Origin of the sequence: Rhizobium quercicola (assembly GCF_021168455.1) — a bacterium.
GTDB classification, from domain to species: Bacteria; Pseudomonadota; Alphaproteobacteria; order Rhizobiales; family Rhizobiaceae; genus Ferranicluibacter; species Ferranicluibacter quercicola.
The window spans coordinates 132,052-152,823 of record NZ_JAJOZR010000001.1; the positions used below are offsets into that span (position 1 = coordinate 132,052).

The window sequence follows — 20,772 nt, forward strand, 5'->3', positions numbered from 1 at the left end:
TCCGGCCGCGGACGTCAGGCGACGATGCGCAGCCGGGTCTCGCGATAGGTGAAGGCGGACAGGAGCTGACGCAGGGCCGTCGTCTGCGCGGCCAGTTCCACGCTTGCCGCCGTGCTCTCCTCTGCCATCGCCGCATTCTGCTGGGTCGCCTGGTCCATGGCGTTGACCGCGATATTGACCTCGCGCAGACCGACGGCCTGCTCGCGGCCGGCCTGGACGATCGCGGCGATATTGACGTCGATCCGGGTCACCTTGCCGACGATCTCCTCCAGCGCGCGCCCGGTTTCGCCCACGAGGTCCACGCCGTTGCGCACGATGCGGTTCGAGGCGGCGATCAGGGCGCCGATCTCCTTGGCGGCCTCCGCCGAGCGCTGCGCCAGCTCCCGGACCTCCTGCGCGACGACCGCAAAGCCGCGGCCCGCGTCTCCGGCCCGTGCCGCTTCGATGCCGGCATTGAGCGCAAGCAGGTTTGTCTGAAACGCGATCTCGTCGATGACGTCGATGATGCTGGTGATCGATTGCGACGATGCCGCGATCTCGGCCATGGCGGAGACGGCCCGCTCGACCACGGCGCCGGACCGCTCGGCGCCGCTGCGGGTCTCGGTGACGAGGCTGCCGGCTTCCTGCGCACGGGCACTGGTGTCGTTGACGGTGGTGGTGATCTCCTCGAGCGCGGCGGCGGTCTCCTCCAGGCTCGCCGCATTCTGCTCCGTGCGGCGCGACAGGCTGCCGGCATTCTGGCTGATCTCGCGCGAACCGTCGGCAATGGCCGCGACGCTGATGCCGATGTTCTCCATCGTGCTGCGCAGCTGCGCCAGCGTCGCGTTGAAGTGATGCCGCAAGTCCTCCATCGAGGGCACGAAGGGCCGGTCGAGGGACAGAGTGAGGTCGCCGTTCGACATCGCCTTCATGGCCGTGCCGATCTCGGTGATGGCGCTCATGCGCTCGGTGACGTCGGTCGCGAACTTCACGACCTTGCAGACCTTGCCGCTGGAATCGAGGATCGGGTTGTAGGCGGCCTGGATCCAGACCTCCTTGCCGCCCTTGCCGACGCGCACGAACTCGTTTGCGATGAACGCGCCGCCCGCCAGTCGCGCCCAGAAATCCTTGTATTCCGGCGATGCGGCATAATCCTTGCGGCAGAACAGGCTGTGATGCCGGCCGGTGATCTCGCTCAGCGCATAGCCCAGCGTCTTGCAGAAATTATCGTTCGCCGTGATGATTTCACCCGTCGGGTAGAACTCGATAACCGCCTGCGAGCGGGAAATGGCCTCCAGCTTTCCGGCATCCTCGATCGCCTTTTCCCTGGCGGCGGTGATGTCGGCGGCCAGTTTCACCACCTTGTAGGGCTTGCCGCCCTTCATCACGGGGTTGTAGGTCGCCTGGATCCAGATCTCGCGTCCGCCCTTGCCGATGCGCTTGTAGGCGCCGGCATCGAACGTGCCTGCCGCCAGCCGCTTCCAGAACGCGGCGTAGTCCGCAGACGCGACCGTCTCGGGCGCGCAAAAGAGACTGTGATGCTTCCCGACGATCTCTTCGATCGTGTAGCCGAGCGCCCGGCAGAAATTCTCGTTCGCCCTGAGGATGTTTCCCTCCAGGTCGAACTCGATGATCGCCTGCGATCTGGAAAGCGCATCCGAAATATCGGATCCCCATCCCGCGCCTTTGTTCAATCCAAACATGTGTTCCGCTCTTTTCTTGGCTTCGTTGTCTTCAGCTCGACGCGATGCTCCCGCGCGCCGATGACTGTTTCCGGCCCCGTGTCCGGCCTGCCGAACAGGTAGCCCTGGGCGTGTGCGCACCCTTCGTCGACGATCATGCGGTACTGGGCTTGCGTCTCGATGCCCTCCGCGGTCACCGGAAGATTGAGGCTTCGGCCGAGGCTGACGACGGCACGCACGATGGCGCGCGCATTGGCGTCGTGATCCATACCCGCGATGAAGCTGCGGTCGATCTTCAGCCCGTCGAAGGGGAAGGACTGGAGGTTGCTCAGCGACGAATAGCCGGTGCCGAAATCGTCCATCACGACCTTCACGCCGAGCGCCTTGATCTGACGAAGGATGTCGAGCGTCGCGACGCGATCCTTCAGCAGCGCCGTTTCGGTGATCTCGAGTTCGAGCCGCGCCGGCGGAAGACCGGTCGCGTCGAGGACGCTGGCGATCGCGCCGGCCAGATTCGCCAGTCGGAACTGGACGGCCGACATGTTGACGGCGACTTTCAGCGCAGGGTCCCACCCGGCGGCCTGCCGGCAGGCCTCGCGCAACACCCATTCGCCGATCGACAGGATGATGCCGCTTTCCTCCGCGATCGGAATGAAGACGTCCGGGGGTACGTTGCCGCGAACCGGATGCGACCAGCGGAGCAGCGCTTCGTAGCCGAGGATGGCGGCCTGATCGACCGACTGGATCGGCTGGAACAGGAGGTGCAGTTCGTTGCGGGAAATCGCCTGACGCAGATCGCTTTCGAGCTGGCGCCGGTCGCGCCGTTCCTGGTCCATGGCAAGATCGTAGAAGGCATGCATGCCGCGGCCGCTCGCTTTTGCCCGGTAGAGCGCGACATCGGCCGCCTGCGTCAGCGCGTCGGCATCGGCACCATCCTTCGGGAAAACGGCGATGCCGATGCTGACGCCGACGGCGGTCGGGTCGAGCGCGATGTTCATGCGCTCGCGGAAGGTGGAGCGGATGCGCGCGGCCAGCGCCCCTGCACCCTCCGTATCGACGCCCTCCGCCGTCAGGATGACGAACTCGTCGCCGCCGATCCGCGCGACGGTGTCGCCGCCGCGGCAGCTGGCGCGCAGGATGCCGGCGACGTCGCGCAGCACCCGGTCGCCTTCCGCATGCCCGAAAAGATCATTCACCGCCTTGAAGCGATCGAGATCGAGCGCGAGTAGCCCGAAGGGCTTGCCGGTCACGGCGCTGCGTTCCAGCTGCGTCTGCAGGCTTTCCTGAAAGATGGAGCGGTTGGTCAGCCCCGTGAGCATGTCGTGGCGGGCGAGGTATTCCACCTTCTTCTGCACCGCGCGCCGCTCGGTCAGGTCGCGCACCGCGATGACCTCCGACGGCCGGCCGCCATATTCGATGGTGTGCACGGCGACCTCGAAGATGCGGGCGTGATCCCCGCTGCGTGGCGATGCCTCGACGGCCGAACGGCGCGGCTGGTCGATCGGCTGATCGTCGATCGCGACCAGAAACTGATCCGCCCGCCGGCCGACGAGGTCGCCGTCCTCGCGATCGAGCAGCGCGGAGAACTTGGCGTTGACCTCGAGAATGACGCCATCTCGCACGACGGCGAGGCCATCGAGCGTGGAGTTGGCAAAGCCCTTCAGGTCGACCAGATGCCGGTCGATGATGACGCCGATGGCGGAGGAGACGAGGATCAGCAGCGTCACGCCCGTGATCGCGCTCGTCAGCCAGACATTGTCCGCCATGTCGATGACGACGGCCGGAAGGGAGGGGTCGGGCGTGATGATCGTTGCCGACATCGTGACGAAATGCAGCGTGCAGATGCCGAAGACGGCGCAGAGCGCCGGGGCAGCGATTCGGGAACGACCGCGCAGGCGGGAAAAGAGCAGGAGCGACAGGGTAAAGAGCGCGAATGCCACGACGGCACCGGTGGCGATCGGCGCCCAGGCGAAGTGGAGATGCGCCTCCGCGCGCAGCCCCGCCATGCCGACGAAATGCATGGCGGCGACGGTGAGGGTGATCAGCCCGGCGGAGGCGACCATCGACCCCGCGCCGAGGAGGCCATAGCGGATCGCCAGCCAGAAACCGACGACGGCGATGGCGGCGGAGAGCGTCGTGAACACCAGGTCGAACCGCAGCGCGACCGTTCCCTCATAGGCCAGCATGGCCACGAAATGCGTGGCCCAGACGCTGAGACCGGCGGAGAAGGCCGCGACCAGCCGCCAGTTTCGGCGTCGGCTGGCCGTGCTCTCCTCCGCGCGCTGGATGAGGTGATAGAAGGCGAGCATGCCAAGAAGCGCGATCGAGCCGGAGATGACCGTGATCGACCGGTCATGCCGATCCGTGACGCATTCGAGGACAGTGAACATCTGCACCGGTTTCCTTGGTCGAAATCAGAACGTCTTGGCTCTTGCCCGGCCTATTGGACGAGCACGGGATTTGCGCAGTCAACTTGGGTCACACGGACATCCGCTTCGCCGATGCGCATGCCGGCAACGGCGAGGATCCGTTCGAGAAGCGCATCGATGCTGGGTGTGACGGCGCCCAGCGTTTTCGCCAGCGCGGCCTGCACCACCTTGTCCGTCATCAGAGAGAGCAGCGGCAGACGGATCTCCGCTTCGAGATTGGCGAGAAGGGACTGGGTCACCGAGGTCAGGAGACCGCTCGACGAAACGTTCTTCGTCGTTCCCACCGCGATGTCTCCCGGCGTGAAGGTCAGCTTGCGCACCTGCGCGCTGCCGATATCGACGGATGCCAGACCCTCGACGGTGAGGAGGCCGGACTCGACCAGCTTCGCCTTGGTCACGCGCGGCGACGATCCGAAATTCTTCAGAGCGGCGGCATCGACCTGGCCGATCGACACCTCCGCCACGCCCGGAACCGTGTCGATCGTGACCGTCGCATGGCTCGCCTTGCCACCATGACACTGGATGCCCGCCAGCTTCGCTTCGGCATGAGCAACCTCGATGTAGAGCGGAAGACTGATTCTGATGCCGAGCAGGTCCGCCAGACCGTCGATCTTGATGGCGAGGGCGACGCGGACCTGTGCGGTGCGAACGGCCTGCCCGGGTTCTCCGACACGGTGCAGCGGTGTTCCGACCGGCGGCTCGCCGATGGCCAGCGCCAGATCGACCGAGCCAAGGCCAGGCAGGTCCAGCTTCGTATCGACCTTGACCAAGTCCGTGCCGTTGGCGAGCGCCGCGCTCGACTGGAGCAGATCGAGCACACCGACCTTGATGCCGAGCCCCGTGGGCGCATCGATGCGCAGATGGCCCTTGGTGCCGAGATCGATGAGGCGGGCGAGCGACAGGCGCTTGCCGCTTGCCGGTAAAGACTGTCGGATCTTCGAAACGAGCGTCGTCGTGCTGGACGAAAGGCCGCCGTGCCGCAGGATCGCGGTAAGGAGCTGTGGCACGGTGATCTCGGTCGCGAGGATCTCGTCGTAGGTGACGGCCGTCAGGTTGAGATCGGATGCAAGACCGCGCGTCAGCTGGAAAAGGTCGAGATCGGCCGTGGCCAGAGCGCGGTAATCCAGAGCTTTCAGATCGAGCGTGGTGCCGAGCATCTTGCCGAGAATCGCGTTCAACAGTCCGCCTTCGAGGCTTGCGAGGCGCGATCCGATGGAAAAGGCGGCGGTCTTGGTCATGGCGGCCGTGCCGACGGCCGACATCACCGGCGGGGTCGTGAACATCGAGGCGAAGAACAGCGTTCCCGGCTGTTCGACGGTGACGCGCACGGCATCGCTCGGGGCAACACCTGCCTGGAACCGCTGATCGACGCCGAGCGCTGCGTTGGCGACATAGCGCCCCTTCTCAAGGGTCACCCGGCCGGTCGTGCCGATGATGGACGCCTCCGGAACGAGAGCGCCACTCGGCGCCTTCCACCCTTGCGGCGTCTTCAGCACGAGGTTCAGACGATTGTTCTCGATGTGCGACAAGGCGGCCGTTTCCGCATGCGCCATATCGGAGGCGACGGCGATGGCGGTCAGGTCCGCCGCCACCTGCATCGCCCGGCGCTCCAGTGTCAGGTGGCCATAATCCACACCGATGGCGATCACGCTGATGCAGGCGGGCAGGACGAGCGCCGTCATGACGGCGACATTGCCGTCGCGGCGGGATCTCAAAGCCTGCATCTTCCGGTTGACGATCGAGGTCATCACGCACCGCCGATCCGGATCGTCGCGGAGCGCGCGATGATGGTATCGGGCAGGGCGAAGGTCATCAGGTTCCAGATCGGCAGATCGCTTGCGTCATAGGTGAGCTTGACGGTGAACTGATTGGGGCGAACCTTGTCGTCTTCGACGAGGACGTTCAGCTTCTTCTGGTTGATCAGCGCAAACTCGCCCGGCTTCATCGCGTCGATATGAGCGGAGGCCAAGGCATTGCGCTCGCTGGCCGAAAGACCGGCGACGGCGGCGCGTGCCGTGTCGGCTGCAATCTGCTGGACGGAGTGGGTTGCACCGAGGTAGAGGCCCCAGGCAACCATCGTGAACATGACCGCCAGAAACAGCGGTGCAATGATGGCGAACTCGATCGCGGCGACGCCAGAGGCGTCACGCGTAAAACGTGACATGATCGACATCACGAGACCTCTGATTTATCGTGAATCCAAGCCCCCTTGGTTCTCCGTAAGGTTGCACTTAAAAAACTAACGAGAGGTTAACAGGGTCTCCCCAACATCCGCGCACAGCCCGGATCTCTCTATCTGGGGTAATCATCCTAAAATCGGGGGTACAACCCTTTATTTAGGGCGGACGGCGCGGATCCCTCTGGCGACGGCATTTGCGCATCGTCTTCAATTGACCGCGCTAATGCGCGTGTGTTTGCAAAGTGGTAATGGGTTGTGAGAGGTTGCCGTATCCGGTCTGCAATTTCAGCGCGCATGCATATAGCTATCCAGGTGCCGTCGTGCACCGAAGGTATGCTTCACCCGGACGGCATGGCGTGAGGTCTTACGGTCGACAAAAATTTTATGGGTAAACGTAAAATTTATGCGCGCCGAACCAGCCGGGGAGGGTACAGATCACCGGGGCGGAGACGGTTGAGGTCGCGGCCCCATGATCCAGGCCGGCCGGAATGGTGAGTCGGTGCATGACGATCCGCGTCGAACCCGCATGGAAACGCCTCCTTCATCATATCCATGAAACATATTGTATGATGATTGGGAATCTGGTGTAATGCTTCGACAGCTTTGGTGATGGACCGGGCTGCGGATGGGGTTACCGACCACGTCGCGCGCCTGCCATCGGCGAAGCGGAACGTGGGAACCCGATGGGCAGGCAAGGGAGGCGTCGATGAGAAGACCGCGTGAACGCATCGCTTCCTTGCCGGCCGCCGCCGGCGCCGACATATCGGTGAAGCGTCCCCGGGTGCAGAAGAACGTGACGCGCTCGCTCGCCTCCGATATCTGCGCCGATCTCTTTCCGCCAAACGGTATGCTGCCGACCGAGAACGATCTCTGCATCCGCTACGGCGTCAGCCGGACGGTGATCCGCGAATCCCTGAAGATCCTGGAATCCAAGGGCATGGTGCGCGGCCGTTCGCGGATCGGCACCCAGATCCGCCCGCGCGAGGCGTGGAACCTCCTGGATCGGCAAGTGCTGGAATGGATCGGCCCGCGCATCTTCGATCTCGACCTGCTGCAAAGCATTCTGGATGCGCGCCGGGCGACGGAGCCCTTCGCGGCGGAACTTGCCGCCGAACGCGCCACCGTGCAGGAGATCGCCGAGATCGAGAGCGCTTGGCAGCGCATGCAGGACGCCGAAGGCGATGTAGAAGCCTTCACGGCGGCCGACGTCGCCTTTCACACCAATCTCATGAAGGCCAGCCACAATCAGGTCTTCATGCAGCTTTCCAGTATCATCCAGGCGGCCCTCGAATTTGCGCTTCATGCCTCCAACGAGGCCGTTGACGCCCGGGGCGAAGCCGTGGATATCCACCGCGCGCTGATCGAGGCCCTGAGGGTGCGGGACAAGGCCGCCGCCCGGGACTGTTCGATGCGCATGCTTGACCTTGCGGCCCGCGATCTGGCCACCGCGCTGCGAAAGTATCCGCGAACGCCGTCGTCCTGATCACCTCCATCCCTTCGAACCCCCCGTCACTTCCGAGACAGATCCTATGAAAATCACGAAACTGACCACCTACATCGTCCCCCCGCGCTGGATGTTCCTCAAGATCGAGACCGACGAGGGCATTACCGGCTGGGGTGAGCCCGTGGTCGAAGGTCGGGCGCTGACCGTGCAGGCCGCCGTCCACGAGCTTGAGGACTACCTGATCGGCAAGGATCCCTTCCTGATCGAGGACCATTGGAACGTGATGTATCGCGGCGGCTTCTACCGTGGCGGCGCCATCCACATGAGCGCGATTGCCGGCATCGACCAGGCGCTGTGGGACATCAAGGGCAAGGCGCTCGGCCAGCCGATCCACTCGCTGCTGGGCGGGCAGGTTCGCGACAAGATCAAGGTTTACTCCTGGATCGGCGGCGACCGTCCGAGCGACGTCGCCAACAATGCGCGCGAGGTCGTCGCCCGCGGCTTCAAGGCCATCAAGCTGAACGGCTGCGAGGAAATGCAGATCGTCGATAGCTGGGACAAGGTGGAGCGCGCCGTCGAGACCATCGCCGTCATCCGCGAAGCCATCGGCCCGCATATCGGCATCGGCGTCGATTTCCACGGCCGTGTGCATCGTCCGATGGCCAAGGTGCTGGCCAAGGAGCTGCAGCCCTACAATCTGATGTTCATCGAAGAGCCGGTGCTGTCGGAAAACCGCGAGGCGCTGAAGGAAATCGCCAATCATTGCTCGACGCCGATCGCGCTCGGCGAGCGGCTCTACTCGCGCTGGGACTTCAAGCAGGTGCTCTCCGACGGCTACGTCGACATCCTCCAGCCGGACCTTTCGCATGCCGGCGGGATCACCGAGTGCCGCAAGATCGCGGCGATGGCCGAAGCCTACGACGTGGCGCTGGCGCCGCATTGCCCGCTCGGCCCCATCGCGCTCGCCGCCTGCCTGCAGGTGGACGCCGTCAGCTACAATGCCTTCATCCAGGAGCAGAGCCTCGGCATTCACTACAACACAGGCAACGATATCCTCGATTACATCTCCAATAAGGAGGTTTTCCACTACGAGGACGGCTTCGTGTCCATCCCGCAGGGTCCGGGCCTCGGCATCGAAGTGGACGAGGACTATGTGATCGCCCGCGCTGCGGAAGGCCACCGCTGGCGCAATCCGCTCTGGCGTCATTCCGACGGCAGCGTCGCGGAATGGTAGGTCTCTGACCCGGTTTCCGGTCGATCAGACCGGAAACTCTCTCTTGCCCGGAGAAAATCCGCCCTCACAGCCAGAGACTTTCGCTGGTCAAGGCTTCCGGCGCGCGCAGCGATCAGCCGGAAACCGCGTGATAGGCCCGGTCGAAATAGAACAGCGCCGGCCCCTCCGTGCGGGTGGCGGTGGACACCACGCGGCAGAAGAGCACGTCATGCGTGCCCTGCGAGACGGTGTTTTCGATCACGCAATCGAACGACACCAGTGCGTCGTCGAGCGCCGGCGCGCCGGTCGTCAGAACCGACCAGTCTGCCGTGGCGAAGCGCTCGGCGGCCGGCGTCTTGCCGCCGAAAAGCTGCGAGAGTGTCTGGTGACCGGCGCTCAGCGTGTTGACGCAGAGAGCCCGGTTGGTCGTGACCGCATCATAGACCGAAGCCGAGCGGTTGAGGCAGACGAGCAGCGTCGGCGGATCGTCGGTCACGCTGCAGACGGCGGTTGCCGCGAAGCCGGTGCGCCCGCCCGGTCCATCCGTCGTGATGATGTTGACGGCCGCGCCGAGCTTCGCCATCGCACTGCGGAACGCTGCGCGCCGCATCTCGTTGTCGGTGATCTCGGAGAGATCCGTCCGGGTGGAAACGGCAATGCTCATGAGGCGGTGGCTTTCCTGTGGTTCGGGCTTTTGAGAAAGTCGAGCAGCCGTTGATTGAACGGGCCGGGATCGACCACGTTGACCGCATGGCCGCCATGATCGACGAGATCCAGAACGCCGTTCGCAAGCCCTTCGACCAGTCGGCGCGAGCGGGTCCAGGGAACGAGAAGATCGTCCTTCGTCGCCATCACCAGCGTCTCGTGATCGATTTCGGCCAGCCGGCCATCGACGTCGAAGGCGCGCAGCGCGGCGATGCGGGCCAGAAGGTTCGTGCGGCCCTGAAAATGCGCGAGGCCATGGGCTTCGTCGGCGGCCATCCGCTCGGGGTTCTCCGCCATCCACACGGCCGGATAGAGAAACAGCGGTTGCGCCTTGATGAAGGCGGGAATGCCGGATTTCTCCAGAAGTTCGATGCGGATATCGAAGCAGCGGCCCGAATGCGGGTCCGCCTTGCTCCAGGCATTGACCAGCACGAGACGACCGATGCGGCTTGGCGCGCGGAGCGCGATATCGAGCCCGATCAGGCCGCCGAGGGCGTGGCCGACGAAATCGACCTGCTCGATCGCCAGTGCGTCCAGGATCTCCAGAACGTCATCCGCCATCGCCGGGATTCCACCGCCCTCGGGCACCGCGCCGCCCGTGCGGCCGGTACCCCGGTGATCATAGGTGACGACGCGGAAATCGGTCGCGAGCGCCGAGATCTGATCGGCCCAGTATGCGCCCGAGCCGCCGAGGCCGGACGAGAGCAGAACGGTGCGGGCACCCGCATCCGTACGGCCGTGAAGATCGAAATGCATGGGTCCGCCTTTGTCGATGCCGGCCCGCAGGTGACGGGCGGCGACCTGTGTCAGCCGATATGGGCGATGGTCGCGATCTCGATCAGCGCGTCCGGCTTGACGAGGCCGCATTGGATGCAGAACCGGGCGGGCTTGTCGCCGGGAAAATACTCGGCATAGACGGCGTTCACGGCCTGATAGTTCGCCCAGTCGGTGATGAAAATGTGGTTCATGGTCACGTCGTCCATCGTGCCGCCGGCAGTCTCGATCACCGACTTGATGGTTTCGAGCACATGGCGGGTCTGCGCGCCGGCGTCGCCGACATGGACCACGTCATTGTTCTTGTCGAAGGGGAGTGTTCCCGAGACGTAGACGACGCCATCGGCGAGCGTGCCGGGGGAAAACGGGGCGATCGGCTTGTGCGTGCCTTCGGGGACGATGATGGACTTGGGCATGGTGTCTCCTTGATCGAATGGGGTCGGTTATGCGTGTCCGGTTCAGGCCTGATCGGGCGCGACCTGCGAGATTGCGCCGCAGAAATCGCTGACGGTGGAAACCCAGCCGAAGAACTTCTCGACATTGTAGACCGTCGCCTGCTGGATGAACTCCGGTCCGAGATGATGCGTCGCATCTTCCAGCATGACGCCGAAATATTCGAGATGGAAGGCGTCGCGCAGCGAGCTTTCCACGCAGACATTGGTGGCGATGCCGACGAAGACGAGGTTGCGGATGCCGCGGGCGCGCAGCACGCTGTCCATGTTCGTGTTGAAGAAGCCGCTGTAGCGCGTCTTCGGCACGAGAATGTCGCCCGGCTGCGGCTGCAGTTCATCGACGATCGCGTAATCCCAGGTGCCCTTGGCAAGAAGCTGGCCCTGCAGCTCCGGCCGTGCGCGCATGGTCTTCAGCGCGTTGGACTTGTGCCAGTTCGGCGACCCCGGTCCGCCGGCCTCCACATAGTCCTTGTCCCAGCCGTTCTGGAAATAGACGACGAGCACGCCGGCCGCGCGGGCGGCATCCAGGGTTTTCTTGATGTTGGCGATCGTGCCCTTGGCGCCAGCAATGTCGAAACCGGCGAGGTCGACATAGCCGCCCTCGGTCGAATAGGCGTTCTGCATATCCACGACGACCACGGCCGTTTCGTTCGGCTTGAGGCTGATCGGCTCCGGCCGCGCGGGCACGGTCACGCTCTGGACGTGGCGGCGGGGCAGCTGGTAGCCGGCGGTGACGGTCTCGCTCATTGTGCGGCCTCCAGGGTCATCGTCTTCACGTGCTGGCGGCAGGCCATCAGCGGCTGAATGCGCGTTCCGAAATCCTCGACTCCCTTGAGAAAATCGTCGAACGTCAACAGGACGCCGCCCGTGCCGGGCACGGTCGGCACTTCGTCGAGCAACCGGGCGACCGTCTCGTAAGAGCCGACCAGCGTTCCCATGTTGATGTTCACGGCAGAGACGGGATCGGCCATCTGCCGGACATTGGTGTCCGTGCCGGAGCGCGTGTCGGCTGCGCCCTGAATGCCGAGCCACTGGATCGCCTCCTGGTCCGCACCCGCCTTGTAGTGTTCCCACTTCGCGCGGGCCGCCTCGTCGGTTTCGTCGGCAATGATCATGAAGAGGACGAAGGACGAGACGTCGCGCCCGGTCCTTTCCGTCGCGGCGATCAGCCGTTCGGCGGCCGGTGCGAAGGCCTTCGGCGTGTTGACGCCGACGCCGAAGCAGAAATTATAGTCCGCATACTGTGCCGAGAAATCCATGCCGGCGGTCGAGGACCCGGCGCAGATGATCTTCATGTCGGCCTGCGGGCGAGGGGAGAGGCGGCAATCGTCCATCTGGAAGAATTCGCCCTTCAGGTCGCTGCTTCCCGTCTCCCAGAGATCCCGGAGCACCGTCGCATATTCCGCGAGATATTCGTAGCGCTTGGAGAAATACTCGTCGCCCGGCCACAGGCCCATCTGGGAATATTCCGGCCGCTGCCAGCCGGTGACGAGGTTCAGCCCGAAGCGGCCGTTGGAAATGCTGTCGATGGTGGACGCCATGCGCGCCACGATGGCGGGCGGCATGACGAGGCTGGCGGCGGTGGCGAAAAGCTTGATGCGGGTGGTGACGGCGGCAAGGCCCGCCATCAGCGTGAAGGATTCGAGATTGTGATCCCAGAACTCCGTCTTGCCGCCGAAGCCGCGCAGCTTGATCATGGACAGCACGAAATCGAGGCCGTATTTCTCGGCCTTCAGCGTGATCTCCTTGTTCAGGTCGAAGGTCGGCTTGTACTGCGGTGCGTTCTCCGAAAGCAGCCAGCCATTGTTGCCGATCGGGATGAAGATGCCAATTTCCACGGTGCGATCCCCTCTTTTGTCCGCCTGAACCGCGCCTCTCGGGCGCTGCTTGACGGCAAACCTGCACCGAAAAACGGGAATGCACCAGAAGAAAATTTATCAAAAGGTCAAAAATTTACCGTCCGGTAAAAACCTGCCGAACATCTCGGCGGCATGCCAAAACTTTCATCCGCTAAAGCATATTTCGTGGGCAATCCGGGGGCTGGGATGGGGCGTGCCCGCTCTGCCGGTGCGATTCGAGACGGGCTGGCCTGGGAAGGTTCGACTTGCGGCCGCTGAGGGGCTGGGTGCACGAAAGGAGAGGAGGGGTGTGCCTGTGACTCTGTTGTCGGAACAGGGCGCTCGCGATGGCGTGGCCGATGACGGCGCAATGGCCTCACGCACGGACATGGTTTGCTTGAACGTCGGCCCGACGACGGTGAAGCGTTGGTCACGAAGACCGGGCAGGAATGGCCGTGCCGTTGCGCGTTGGCGCAACCGGCACGGGCGGAAGCGGATCAGCCCTTCTTGCCCGAGGCTGCGGCCTTGACCTGCGAACCGAGCGCGGGTGCGGGGGTTGCGGCGGCCTTTTCCTTCTTGGGCTTGCGGGTTTCCTTGTTGCCGCGAACTTGACCTTTGGCCATGATATCCTCCGAAAGTGTTTGTGGGGTCGACCGGTCTACCAGACGAAGCCCGTGAGCGTGCAGTATGTGATGAAGATCATCGACAGAACGGGCGTCGCCTTCACGAGGACGAGCGCCGTCTGGGACGCGACGGTCGGAACGAATGCGGTCGGTGTGGAAGACATGATGTCCTCCTTCGCTTTGGGGCCGGGGCTTCATCACCCCGAACGGCAGCGCCCGCATCATGTGCTGCCGAAGGCATCATCTTGCGCCCATATCGGTGAGTTGGCAATGGGTTGCGCAGCTGCGCCGGCGTGCCGGACGGGCTTTGACCGCACGGCGCGGACGGCCCGCTAGTACTTCTTCTTCCGGAAGATCTTGTTGCCCTTCGGGCCGCTCGAAACCGGCGTCTTTTCTCGGTTTTCGGCCAGCAGGCCGCGCCAGCGCTCGAGGCGTGCGGCGTCGAGCGTGCCGCCGGCGATGGCCGCCTGGACGGCGCAGCCCGGCTCGTGCTGGTGAGTGCAGTCGCGGAAGCGGCACAGCGGAGCCAGTTCGGTGATCTCGGCAAACAGGGTGTCGATACCATCGGTGACGTCGCTGACATAGAGCGTCCGGATGCCCGGCGTGTCGATGACCCAGCCGCCGCCTGCGATGGAATGCAGCGAGCGGGCGGTGGTCGTGTGGCGACCCTTGGCATCGTGCTGGCGGATCTCGCTGGTCTTCTGCTGTGCTTCCGCACCGGACCCGGCGAGCGTGTTGACCAGCGTCGACTTGCCGACGCCCGACGATCCGACGAGGGCGACCGTTTCGCCCGGGCCGCACCAGGGGGCGAGTTTCGAAAGCGCGTCGGGCGAGCGCGCGTTGAGCACCACGACCGGCAGGTCGCGCTGCAGCGCCTGCGCCTGCGTTTCGTAGGATGCGGCGTCCTCGACCGTATCGCCCTTCGTCAGCACGATGACCGGCCGGGTCCCGGCCTGGTTCGCCATGATGAGGTAGCGTTCGAGCCGTGCCGGATTGAAATCGGCATTGCAGGATGTGACGATGAAGAGCGTATCGACATTGGCGGCCGCAAGCTGTTGCCCATGGCTGCCTTCAGTGCGCCGCTGGAGCACCGTCTTGCGATTGAGACGCCGGACGAAATCGCCGGTCACCGGCGATGCCAGCACCCAGTCACCGACGGCGAAATCCGCCGTGTTGGTATTGGCCGGCAAAATCACCTCGGCCGTGCCGTCCACATCGATCACGTCGATGCGCGAGCGATGGACAGAGGAGACGCGCAGAATGTCGAGGTCGCTTTCGTCCGGCGCCAGTTGCTCGGCGAACACGTCCGACCAGCCGAGGCGGCAGAGCCGATCCGTCCCGTCGGACCCCGTCAAAGCCGTGTCCGAAGATGCGTGAGCGAGATCATGTCCGGGCCTTGCATGCTGGTTTCGTTTTCGCCCATCGGATGGACGCGCGGTGACAGCCGCATGTCCTATCTATAGGGACGAACGACGCCCGTCGGCAAGGCCGGAACGGCCTGCGCGGCGCATTCAGGCCGCGATAGCGTCCGAAACGCCGAAACGGAACTGCCTGGCAAACGCACGCCGTCCATCGATGCCTAGAAGACGTCGATGGGAGCACCGCTGCGGAGCATTGGCCGGGGATCGCCTATTTGTTCTGGAGCAGCCAGATCTTGCCGGCCATCGTGATTTCGTGCGGCGTTTCCAGCGGGGCGCTGTCAGCCTCGATGGCGCGCAGCAGGCCCATGCCGCGCAGTTCGTCGAGCGTCGTGGTCGTCACGAACTTGATCTTCTGCGGGCGTTCCTTGAAACGGTCGGTCTTCGCATAGGTGATGGTGGCGTTTTCGTGCGTCCACTTCTTGGCCTCCTGCGGGAAGAGATTGCCGTCCTTGGCGAGCTTCAATCCGCGGATCTGCGTCGGCGTCAGTGTTAGAGTGGTCATTTCGGGTCCTTCACGTGGGATATGCGCCCTCCCACATTCACATGGGCCACGATCTCACGATCTCACGGGCACGGCAGGCTGCAAGCGGTTGCCCGCCGAAGAGAATGCTACGGCAGACGGGCCTTGCGAAACGCGGGCCGATCTGTCGCTTGTCAGCGCCGATCATTAAGTTCGGCGGTCGTGACTGCTGCAGGGTTCCGTCGATCGGGTCGATCTCGGGGCAAACGATGCAGCAGGTCGTGCGCATGACAGCGGGCCGGAGCGCGTCTTGCTGGACGCATGGCGCTGTTTCCAGTTCGCCGGTCGGGCGCTGCAGGGCTCCGGCAACCGCGCTCGATCAAGGGAGAAGAGGCGCATCGACACCGATGTTCGGCACGGCATAGGAAAACCGGCTGACCGCGGGATGGCGGCGCAGGGCACCGCCATCGTCCGATCGCCGGAAAATATCAGCCCTGGCGGGCTTTGCGGGCCGCATAACGGCGGTCGCGTTCGGCCTTGCGCGCGGCCTCGTCGGCCACGACGCGGGCGACGCGATCGTTGACTTCGGCCTGGCGGGCTTCGGCTTCGGCACGCTCATTGGCTTCGGCAGCGGCGGCGGCCTCGGCAGCCTCGGCCATCTGGCGTTCGTTCTCGGCCTTCTTCAGGGCTTCGCGTTCTGCGCGGCGCTCCTCACGGGCCTTGGCGGTCGCTTCGCGGGCCGCAAGCTGAGCCTGCATTTCCGGATCGGTCGGCTTGGGGGCTGCGGCAAATTTGGCGAGAAGCTGCTTCTTGGCTTCGATCGCCGTCTTGCGGCGCTCGTTGAAGCCATTGTCGTTCGGGTGTCTCAACGTGTCTTCCTTGTTCTACTTTCTCGATGGCAGCGATGCTGCCGCGTCTTTCTGCACGGACCGGATCCGCGGCAGCCCACCAGGGCGGGTCGGCGAGCGTGCAGGACCATCGGGGCCTGCCGTCGCATCATGCCTCACATCCGCGCCGGCCGAAAGACCATGCGTCTCCGGCAAAACCCGCAAACGCTGCCGATCGTGATTGTCAGCCGACGCAAAAAGGCCAGGCATCCGCCTGACCTTTCACCATCTCATGCTTCCCATGCCGGTACATCCGCGGTCAAGGGGAGCGAAAGACTTAAGCCGCCTGGAGCGAACCGGCGGACATCTTGCCCGACTTGCGGTCCTTCTCGAGCTCGAAGCCGAGCTTCTGGCCTTCGACGATTTCGCGCATTCCGGCGCGTTCGACGGCCGAGATGTGAACGAAAACGTCAGCCGAGCCGTCGTCCGGCTGAATGAAGCCGAAGCCCTTGGTAGCGTTGAACCATTTTACGGTGCCTGTGGTCATAATAAACCCTTTCAGTGCAATATTCGTTGCCCGCCATACGACGCATGGCAGGATTTTTGTCGACTTTTGAGAGGGGATTTTATCACGTGGCGCAAGGCGCAGCAAAAAAACGATCGGCAAACAAAGTATCGATGAACATCTTGTACGGCACGGAACACTCTTTGTCAAACGCTTGTGGCCCGCTAGCTGCGCCGATATGGCGGATCATCGGGGAGAACGCATCGAAATACTGTCGTAGATCTGGAAAATATCCACCCTGAGGCCCTGTGCCGACCTGTTTCCGGGCGCTTCCTTCGCACAATCCGGCTTTTCTGAAAATTCGCTTGTGGACGCTTTCAAAACAACGCGGATTCCGTCACGTCCGATCGGAATTGCTGATAGAGTCTGATTTTCCACTCGACATGAGGATACGATCGATGGCGATCACCCCCCGCAGGCCCATGAGCGCCAAGGATGCAGCCGAAGCGCTGTTCAAACCCGTCAAGAAGCCCGTCGCGCCTGCTGTGGAGCGTCAGGTCGTTCCCAAGACTCGCGAAATGGTGACGCTGAAGATCGACAGCGACGTGCTGGCGCATTTCCAGTCCGGCGGGCCCGGCTGGCAGGAGCGGGTGAACGCGACGCTGCGCGCCGCGATGAACGACAAGGGCTAAGCGCGCGGCAGCCCGCCAAGGGCTGCTTGGCTTGCAAGGCGATGCACGGGCGATCGGGGAGGAGAGACCGGTCGCAGCCCGAGGCGGCCGGTCAATTCCGACGATGACATGAGGACGGGAGGAGAAGACACGTGAAGAACGGCGTATCCATTCTCGGGATTTTCGTGGCCGACACGGCCTATCTTGCAGCGCGCATGCCGGTGGTCGGCGAAACGATCCGTGGCAGCGGGTTTGCGGTCGGGCCGGGCGGCAAGGGGTCGAATCAAGCGGTCGCCGCGGCGCGCGCCGGTGCTGCCGTCTCCTTCATTTCGAAGATCGGCCGCGACACGTTCGGCGATCTCGCGCAGAAGACCTATCGGGACGCCAGCGTCACGCCGGTTCTCACCGTCATGGAGACGGAGCCGACCGGCGCGGCCTTCATCTACGTCAACGAGAGCAATGGCGACAACGCCATTATCGTCTATCCCGGCGCGGCCGGCACGATCGGCGTCGAGGATGTCGAGGCTGCCCGCGCGACGATCGAGCAATCCGCCATCTTCGTCACCCAGCTGGAACAGCCGGTGGCAGCAGCGCAGCATGCGCTCGAAATCGCGCGAAATGCCGGCGTCGTCACCGTGTTCAACCCAGCCCCGGCCGAGCCCTTCCCCGACGCACTGTACGGCTTGAGCGACTATATCATTCCGAACGAGACCGAGGCGGCCGCTCTCGTCGGCTTCGGCATCGAGACGCTGGACGATGCGCGGTGTGCCGGCGATGCTCTGTTGAAGCGCGGCGCCGGTGCGGCCGTTATCACGCTCGGCGGTCGTGGCGTTCTTCTCCACACATCGGCGCAGTCCCATCACCTGCCGGTCTTCAGCGTCGGGCCGGTGATTGACACGACGGGCGCGGGCGATGCGTTTGTCGGAGGTTTCTCCGCGGCCCTTTCCGCAGGGCGGGATCCGCTGGAGGCCGTCCGATTCGGCTGCGCGACCGCCGGCATCTCCGTCACCCGCCGCGGAACGGCGCCCGCCATGCCCTCGGTCGCCGAGATCGAGGCCGTTCTTGCCGGTACGCGCTAAGGTCGATTGTGCTCCTTTCGTTTTCTGCCTAGATTGAAGAAAACGAAAGGGGAGGTGACCGTGCTGCTATCATCGCGTCAGCGCGAGATCGTATCGATCGCGCGGGAGCAGGGCCGTGTGCTGGTCGAGGACCTCGCGCTCCGTTTTTCCGTCTCGCCGCAGACGATCCGCAAGGACCTGAACGACCTCTGCGACGCTCGCGCGCTCAGCCGCATCCATGGCGGTGCGCTCTTTCCGCGCGGCAACGAGAATGTGGAGTATGAGGAGCGCCGCTCGATGGCGGCCGTGGAGAAGCAGGCGATCGGGCGGGCCGCAGCCGCGCTCATTCCGGACAATGCGTCGCTCTTCATCAATATCGGCACCACCACGGAAACGGTGGGCGACGCGCTCGTCGATCATACGTCGCTGATGGTCATCACCAACAATATCAATGTTGCTAACCGTTTGAGGGTCTATCCGCAGTTCGAGGTCGTCATTGCCGGCGGTGTCGTGCGCGGGTCCGACGGCGGCATCGTCGGGGAAGCGGCGGTCGATTTCATCCGCCAGTTCAAAGTCGATTTCGCCATCATCGGCGTCTCCGCCATCGATGAGGATGGAGCCCTGCTCGACTATGATTTTCGTGAGGTGAAGGTTGCCCAGGCCATCATCGCCAATGCCCGTCACGTCATTCTGGTCTCGGACTCGTCGAAGTTCGATCGTACGGCGCCGGTCCGCATCGCCCACATCTCCCAGGTCGATACGTTCATCACCGACCGGTGTCCGTCCGAGAGCGTTCGCGCCATCTGCCGCGAGCACAAAGTGGAGCTGCTGGAAACGGCCTGATCACTTCCCAGCCCCGAAACGTCGTTTTGCAATCACTTTCATTTGACATTCGTTTTTATTTCGCTTTAGATGTCCCTGTTTCGCAGGCGCGCATTTATGTTGCATTGCGAAAGGGGTGGGGGACATGGCAGGGCAGGAACCTTTCGATATTTTCGTCATCGGTGGCGGAATCAACGGCTGCGGCATCGCGCGCGACGCCGTCGGCCGCGGATACTCTGTCGGCCTTGCCGAAATGAACGATTTCGCGTCCGGCACCTCGTCCGGCGCCACCAAGCTCATCCATGGCGGCCTGCGCTATCTCGAGCATTACGAGTTTCGGCTGGTGCGCGAATCGCTGATGGAGCGCGAAGTGCTCTGGGCCATGGCGCCGCACATCATCTGGCCGATGCGCTTTGTGCTGCCGTTTCACAAGGGCGGTATTCGCCCGGCCTGGCTCATCCGCCTTGGACTCTTTCTCTACGACCACATCGGCGGCCGCAAGCTTCTGCCGGCGACGAAGACGCTCGACATGCGGCGCGATCCCGCCGGCAAGCCGCTGAAGCCGCTCTTTACCAAGGCCTTCGAATATTCGGACGGCTGGGTGGATGATGCACGCCTCGTGGTGCTGAACGCCCGCGATGCCGCCAATCGCGGTGCGGAGATCCTGTCGCGCAGCCGTGTGATTTCCGCCCGGCGCGAGGGCAAGCTGTGGGCGGTCGATATCCAGGAAGGCAAGGGCGGTCCGGTCCGGCGCGTCACGGCGCGGATGCTGATCAATGCGGCGGGTCCGTGGGTCGACCGCGTGCTCTCCAATGCGGTCGGCAAGAACCAGGTTCACAATGTCCGCCTCGTGCAGGGCAGCCACATCGTTATCCGCCAGAAATTCAATGATCCCAGGGCCTACTTCTTCCAGAACCCGGATGGCCGCATCATTTTCGCCATTCCCTACGAGCGCGATTTCACGCTGATCGGCACGACGGACCAGGATTTTACCGGAGATCCCAAGGATATTCGCATCACGGACGCGGAAACCGACTATCTCTGCAAGGCGGCCAGCGAGTATTTCGCGGAACCCGTGCGCCGCGAGGATATCGTCTGGAGCTATTCCGGCGTCCGGCCGCTGTTCGACGACGGCGCATCCAAGGCGCAGGAGGCGACCCGCGATTACGTGCTGAAGGTCGAAGCGGAGGATGGTGCCGCGCCGCTGCTCAACGTCTTCGGCGGCAAGCTCACGACCTATCGCCGTCTTGCCGAGCACGCGCTGGAAAAGATCGGCGAAGCGATCGGCAACAAGGGCGCGCCGTGGACGGGCCGGAGCACGCTTCCGGGCGGCGACTTCGCCCCGACAGGCTACGAGGCCGAGGTGGCTGCGCTGAAGAACCGGTACGGGTTTCTCAGCGATCGCCATGCGCGCCGTCTGGTGCGGCTCTATGGAACGCTGGCCCGCAAGATCGTCGGCGATGCGCAGACGATCGAGGCTCTTGGACGGCATTATGGCGCGGATCTTTACGAGGCCGAGGTTCGCTATCTGATCGAGGACGAGTGGGCGCGCACGGCGGAGGATATCCTCTGGCGTCGCACGAAACTCGGACTGAACCTTTCGGGAACCGAGGCGAGCGCGCTCGCGGAAGACATGCAGGATTTGACGGCGCGCTGCGTCGCCTGAGGCTGCTCCAAGGAGGGAGCGCCG

General features: G+C 63.9%; 21 protein-coding genes. 6 read left to right on the plus strand and 15 right to left on the minus strand.

The window, feature by feature from the left end:
- Nucleotides 1-14: 14 nt before the first annotated feature.
- The 4 genes from LRX75_RS00595 to LRX75_RS00610 are packed head-to-tail and all read right to left on the minus strand — an operon-like array spanning nt 15 to nt 6,263.
- Nucleotides 15-1,682 carry a methyl-accepting chemotaxis protein gene (locus LRX75_RS00595; protein ID WP_231811280.1) on the minus strand — a complete coding sequence of 556 codons (1,668 nt, stop codon included), beginning with the start codon at nt 1,680-1,682 and terminating at the stop codon, nt 15-17.
- Nucleotides 1,670-4,051 (minus strand): bifunctional diguanylate cyclase/phosphodiesterase, encoded by a 2,382-nt coding sequence (locus LRX75_RS00600; protein WP_231811281.1) that lies wholly within the window; start codon nt 4,049-4,051, stop codon nt 1,670-1,672. Before LRX75_RS00600 ends, LRX75_RS00595 begins: the two co-directional genes overlap by 13 nt.
- A gap of 50 nt (nt 4,052-4,101) precedes the next feature.
- The gene (locus tag LRX75_RS00605; protein WP_231811282.1) at nt 4,102-5,838 is read right to left on the minus strand and encodes a pilus assembly protein TadG-related protein; all 1,737 of its coding nucleotides are present in this window, start codon (nt 5,836-5,838) and stop codon (nt 4,102-4,104) included.
- Nucleotides 5,838-6,263, minus strand: coding sequence for a TadE family protein (locus LRX75_RS00610; RefSeq protein WP_231811283.1), 426 nt, complete (start codon nt 6,261-6,263; stop codon nt 5,838-5,840). The genes LRX75_RS00605 and LRX75_RS00610 overlap by 1 nt, the downstream gene beginning before the upstream one ends.
- Nucleotides 6,264-6,975: 712 nt before the next feature.
- On the opposite strand from LRX75_RS00610, the gene LRX75_RS00615 reads away from it, so the two are divergent.
- Complete coding sequence (locus tag LRX75_RS00615) at nt 6,976-7,752, plus strand: FadR/GntR family transcriptional regulator (protein WP_231811284.1); 777 nt, start codon at nt 6,976-6,978, stop codon at nt 7,750-7,752.
- Between the two features lie 46 nt (nt 7,753-7,798).
- Complete coding sequence (dgoD, locus tag LRX75_RS00620) at nt 7,799-8,947, plus strand: galactonate dehydratase (protein ID WP_113148698.1); 1,149 nt, start codon at nt 7,799-7,801, stop codon at nt 8,945-8,947.
- Between the two features lie 112 nt (nt 8,948-9,059).
- On the opposite strand, the gene LRX75_RS00625 is transcribed toward dgoD, so the two are convergent.
- From LRX75_RS00625 to LRX75_RS00665, 11 genes are all read right to left on the minus strand, one after another.
- Nucleotides 9,060-9,590 (minus strand): flavin reductase, encoded by a 531-nt coding sequence (locus LRX75_RS00625; protein ID WP_420851117.1) that lies wholly within the window; start codon nt 9,588-9,590, stop codon nt 9,060-9,062.
- Entirely contained in the window at nt 9,587-10,387 is an 801-nt protein-coding gene (gene rutD, locus LRX75_RS00630) for a pyrimidine utilization protein D (RefSeq protein ID WP_231811285.1), read from the minus strand. Before rutD ends, LRX75_RS00625 begins: the two co-directional genes overlap by 4 nt.
- A 50-nt stretch (nt 10,388-10,437) precedes the next feature.
- Nucleotides 10,438-10,821 carry a pyrimidine utilization protein C gene (rutC, locus tag LRX75_RS00635; protein WP_062478621.1) on the minus strand — a complete coding sequence of 128 codons (384 nt, stop codon included), beginning with the start codon at nt 10,819-10,821 and terminating at the stop codon, nt 10,438-10,440.
- A 42-nt stretch (nt 10,822-10,863) separates the two neighbouring features.
- Entirely contained in the window at nt 10,864-11,604 is a 741-nt protein-coding gene (gene rutB / locus LRX75_RS00640) for a pyrimidine utilization protein B (protein ID WP_231811286.1), read from the minus strand.
- Nucleotides 11,601-12,695 carry a pyrimidine utilization protein A gene (rutA, locus tag LRX75_RS00645; protein ID WP_231811287.1) on the minus strand — a complete coding sequence of 365 codons (1,095 nt, stop codon included), beginning with the start codon at nt 12,693-12,695 and terminating at the stop codon, nt 11,601-11,603. Before rutA ends, rutB begins: the two co-directional genes overlap by 4 nt.
- Before the next feature lie 497 nt (nt 12,696-13,192).
- A complete protein-coding gene (locus tag LRX75_RS23240; RefSeq protein ID WP_269456007.1) occupies nt 13,193-13,318 on the minus strand; it encodes a hypothetical protein in 126 nt (41 codons plus the stop codon).
- A 35-nt stretch (nt 13,319-13,353) separates the two neighbouring features.
- On the minus strand, nt 13,354-13,482 hold the full coding sequence (locus LRX75_RS23245; protein WP_269456008.1) for a hypothetical protein: 129 nt from the start codon (nt 13,480-13,482) through the stop codon (nt 13,354-13,356).
- Nucleotides 13,483-13,650: 168 nt separating this feature from the next.
- A complete protein-coding gene (rsgA, locus tag LRX75_RS00650; protein WP_231811288.1) occupies nt 13,651-14,673 on the minus strand; it encodes a ribosome small subunit-dependent GTPase A in 1,023 nt (340 codons plus the stop codon).
- Between the two features lie 274 nt (nt 14,674-14,947).
- Nucleotides 14,948-15,241 (minus strand): hypothetical protein, encoded by a 294-nt coding sequence (locus LRX75_RS00655; protein ID WP_062596980.1) that lies wholly within the window; start codon nt 15,239-15,241, stop codon nt 14,948-14,950.
- A 446-nt stretch (nt 15,242-15,687) separates the two neighbouring features.
- On the minus strand, nt 15,688-16,068 hold the full coding sequence (locus LRX75_RS00660) for a DUF6481 family protein (protein WP_113148706.1): 381 nt from the start codon (nt 16,066-16,068) through the stop codon (nt 15,688-15,690).
- 295 nt (nt 16,069-16,363) lie between these two features.
- Nucleotides 16,364-16,573, minus strand: a complete 210-nt coding sequence (locus tag LRX75_RS00665; RefSeq protein ID WP_062478651.1) for a cold-shock protein — start codon at nt 16,571-16,573, stop codon at nt 16,364-16,366.
- 416 nt (nt 16,574-16,989) lie between these two features.
- Here LRX75_RS00665 and LRX75_RS00670 point away from each other — a divergent pair, with 416 nt between their 5' ends.
- The 4 genes from LRX75_RS00670 to LRX75_RS00685 all read left to right on the plus strand — a co-directional run bounded on the left by LRX75_RS00670 (nt 16,990) and on the right by LRX75_RS00685 (nt 20,748).
- Entirely contained in the window at nt 16,990-17,223 is a 234-nt protein-coding gene (locus LRX75_RS00670) for a BrnA antitoxin family protein (protein WP_110728796.1), read from the plus strand.
- Between the two features lie 131 nt (nt 17,224-17,354).
- Nucleotides 17,355-18,281, plus strand: coding sequence for a ribokinase (locus LRX75_RS00675; protein WP_231811289.1), 927 nt, complete (start codon nt 17,355-17,357; stop codon nt 18,279-18,281).
- 60 nt (nt 18,282-18,341) lie between these two features.
- Entirely contained in the window at nt 18,342-19,103 is a 762-nt protein-coding gene (locus LRX75_RS00680) for a DeoR family transcriptional regulator (RefSeq protein ID WP_113148810.1), read from the plus strand.
- A gap of 124 nt (nt 19,104-19,227) precedes the next feature.
- On the plus strand, nt 19,228-20,748 hold the full coding sequence (locus LRX75_RS00685) for a glycerol-3-phosphate dehydrogenase (RefSeq protein ID WP_231811290.1): 1,521 nt from the start codon (nt 19,228-19,230) through the stop codon (nt 20,746-20,748).
- Nucleotides 20,749-20,772 lie beyond the last annotated feature (24 nt).

Excerpts from the sequence above, each read along its gene's own strand:
- LRX75_RS00595 (WP_231811280.1), bottom strand. The coding sequence starts at position 1,682 with ATGTTTGGATTGAACAAAGGCGCGGGATGGGGATCCGATATTTCGGAT.
- LRX75_RS00600 (WP_231811281.1), bottom strand. The coding sequence starts at position 4,051 with ATGTTCACTGTCCTCGAATGCGTCACGGATCGGCATGACCGGTCGATC.
- LRX75_RS00605 (WP_231811282.1), bottom strand. The coding sequence starts at position 5,838 with ATGACCTCGATCGTCAACCGGAAGATGCAGGCTTTGAGATCCCGCCGC.
- LRX75_RS00610 (WP_231811283.1), bottom strand. The coding sequence starts at position 6,263 with ATGTCGATCATGTCACGTTTTACGCGTGACGCCTCTGGCGTCGCCGCG.
- LRX75_RS00615 (WP_231811284.1), top strand. The coding sequence starts at position 6,976 with ATGAGAAGACCGCGTGAACGCATCGCTTCCTTGCCGGCCGCCGCCGGC.
- dgoD (WP_113148698.1), top strand. The coding sequence starts at position 7,799 with ATGAAAATCACGAAACTGACCACCTACATCGTCCCCCCGCGCTGGATG.
- LRX75_RS00625 (WP_420851117.1), bottom strand. The coding sequence starts at position 9,590 with ATGAGCATTGCCGTTTCCACCCGGACGGATCTCTCCGAGATCACCGAC.
- rutD (WP_231811285.1), bottom strand. The coding sequence starts at position 10,387 with ATGCATTTCGATCTTCACGGCCGTACGGATGCGGGTGCCCGCACCGTT.
- rutC (WP_062478621.1), bottom strand. The coding sequence starts at position 10,821 with ATGCCCAAGTCCATCATCGTCCCCGAAGGCACGCACAAGCCGATCGCC.
- rutB (WP_231811286.1), bottom strand. The coding sequence starts at position 11,604 with ATGAGCGAGACCGTCACCGCCGGCTACCAGCTGCCCCGCCGCCACGTC.
- LRX75_RS23240 (WP_269456007.1), bottom strand. The coding sequence starts at position 13,318 with ATGGCCAAAGGTCAAGTTCGCGGCAACAAGGAAACCCGCAAGCCCAAG.
- LRX75_RS23245 (WP_269456008.1), bottom strand. The coding sequence starts at position 13,482 with ATGTCTTCCACACCGACCGCATTCGTTCCGACCGTCGCGTCCCAGACG.
- LRX75_RS00655 (WP_062596980.1), bottom strand. The coding sequence starts at position 15,241 with ATGACCACTCTAACACTGACGCCGACGCAGATCCGCGGATTGAAGCTC.
- LRX75_RS00665 (WP_062478651.1), bottom strand. The coding sequence starts at position 16,573 with ATGACCACAGGCACCGTAAAATGGTTCAACGCTACCAAGGGCTTCGGC.
- LRX75_RS00670 (WP_110728796.1), top strand. The coding sequence starts at position 16,990 with ATGGCGATCACCCCCCGCAGGCCCATGAGCGCCAAGGATGCAGCCGAA.
- LRX75_RS00685 (WP_231811290.1), top strand. The coding sequence starts at position 19,228 with ATGGCAGGGCAGGAACCTTTCGATATTTTCGTCATCGGTGGCGGAATC.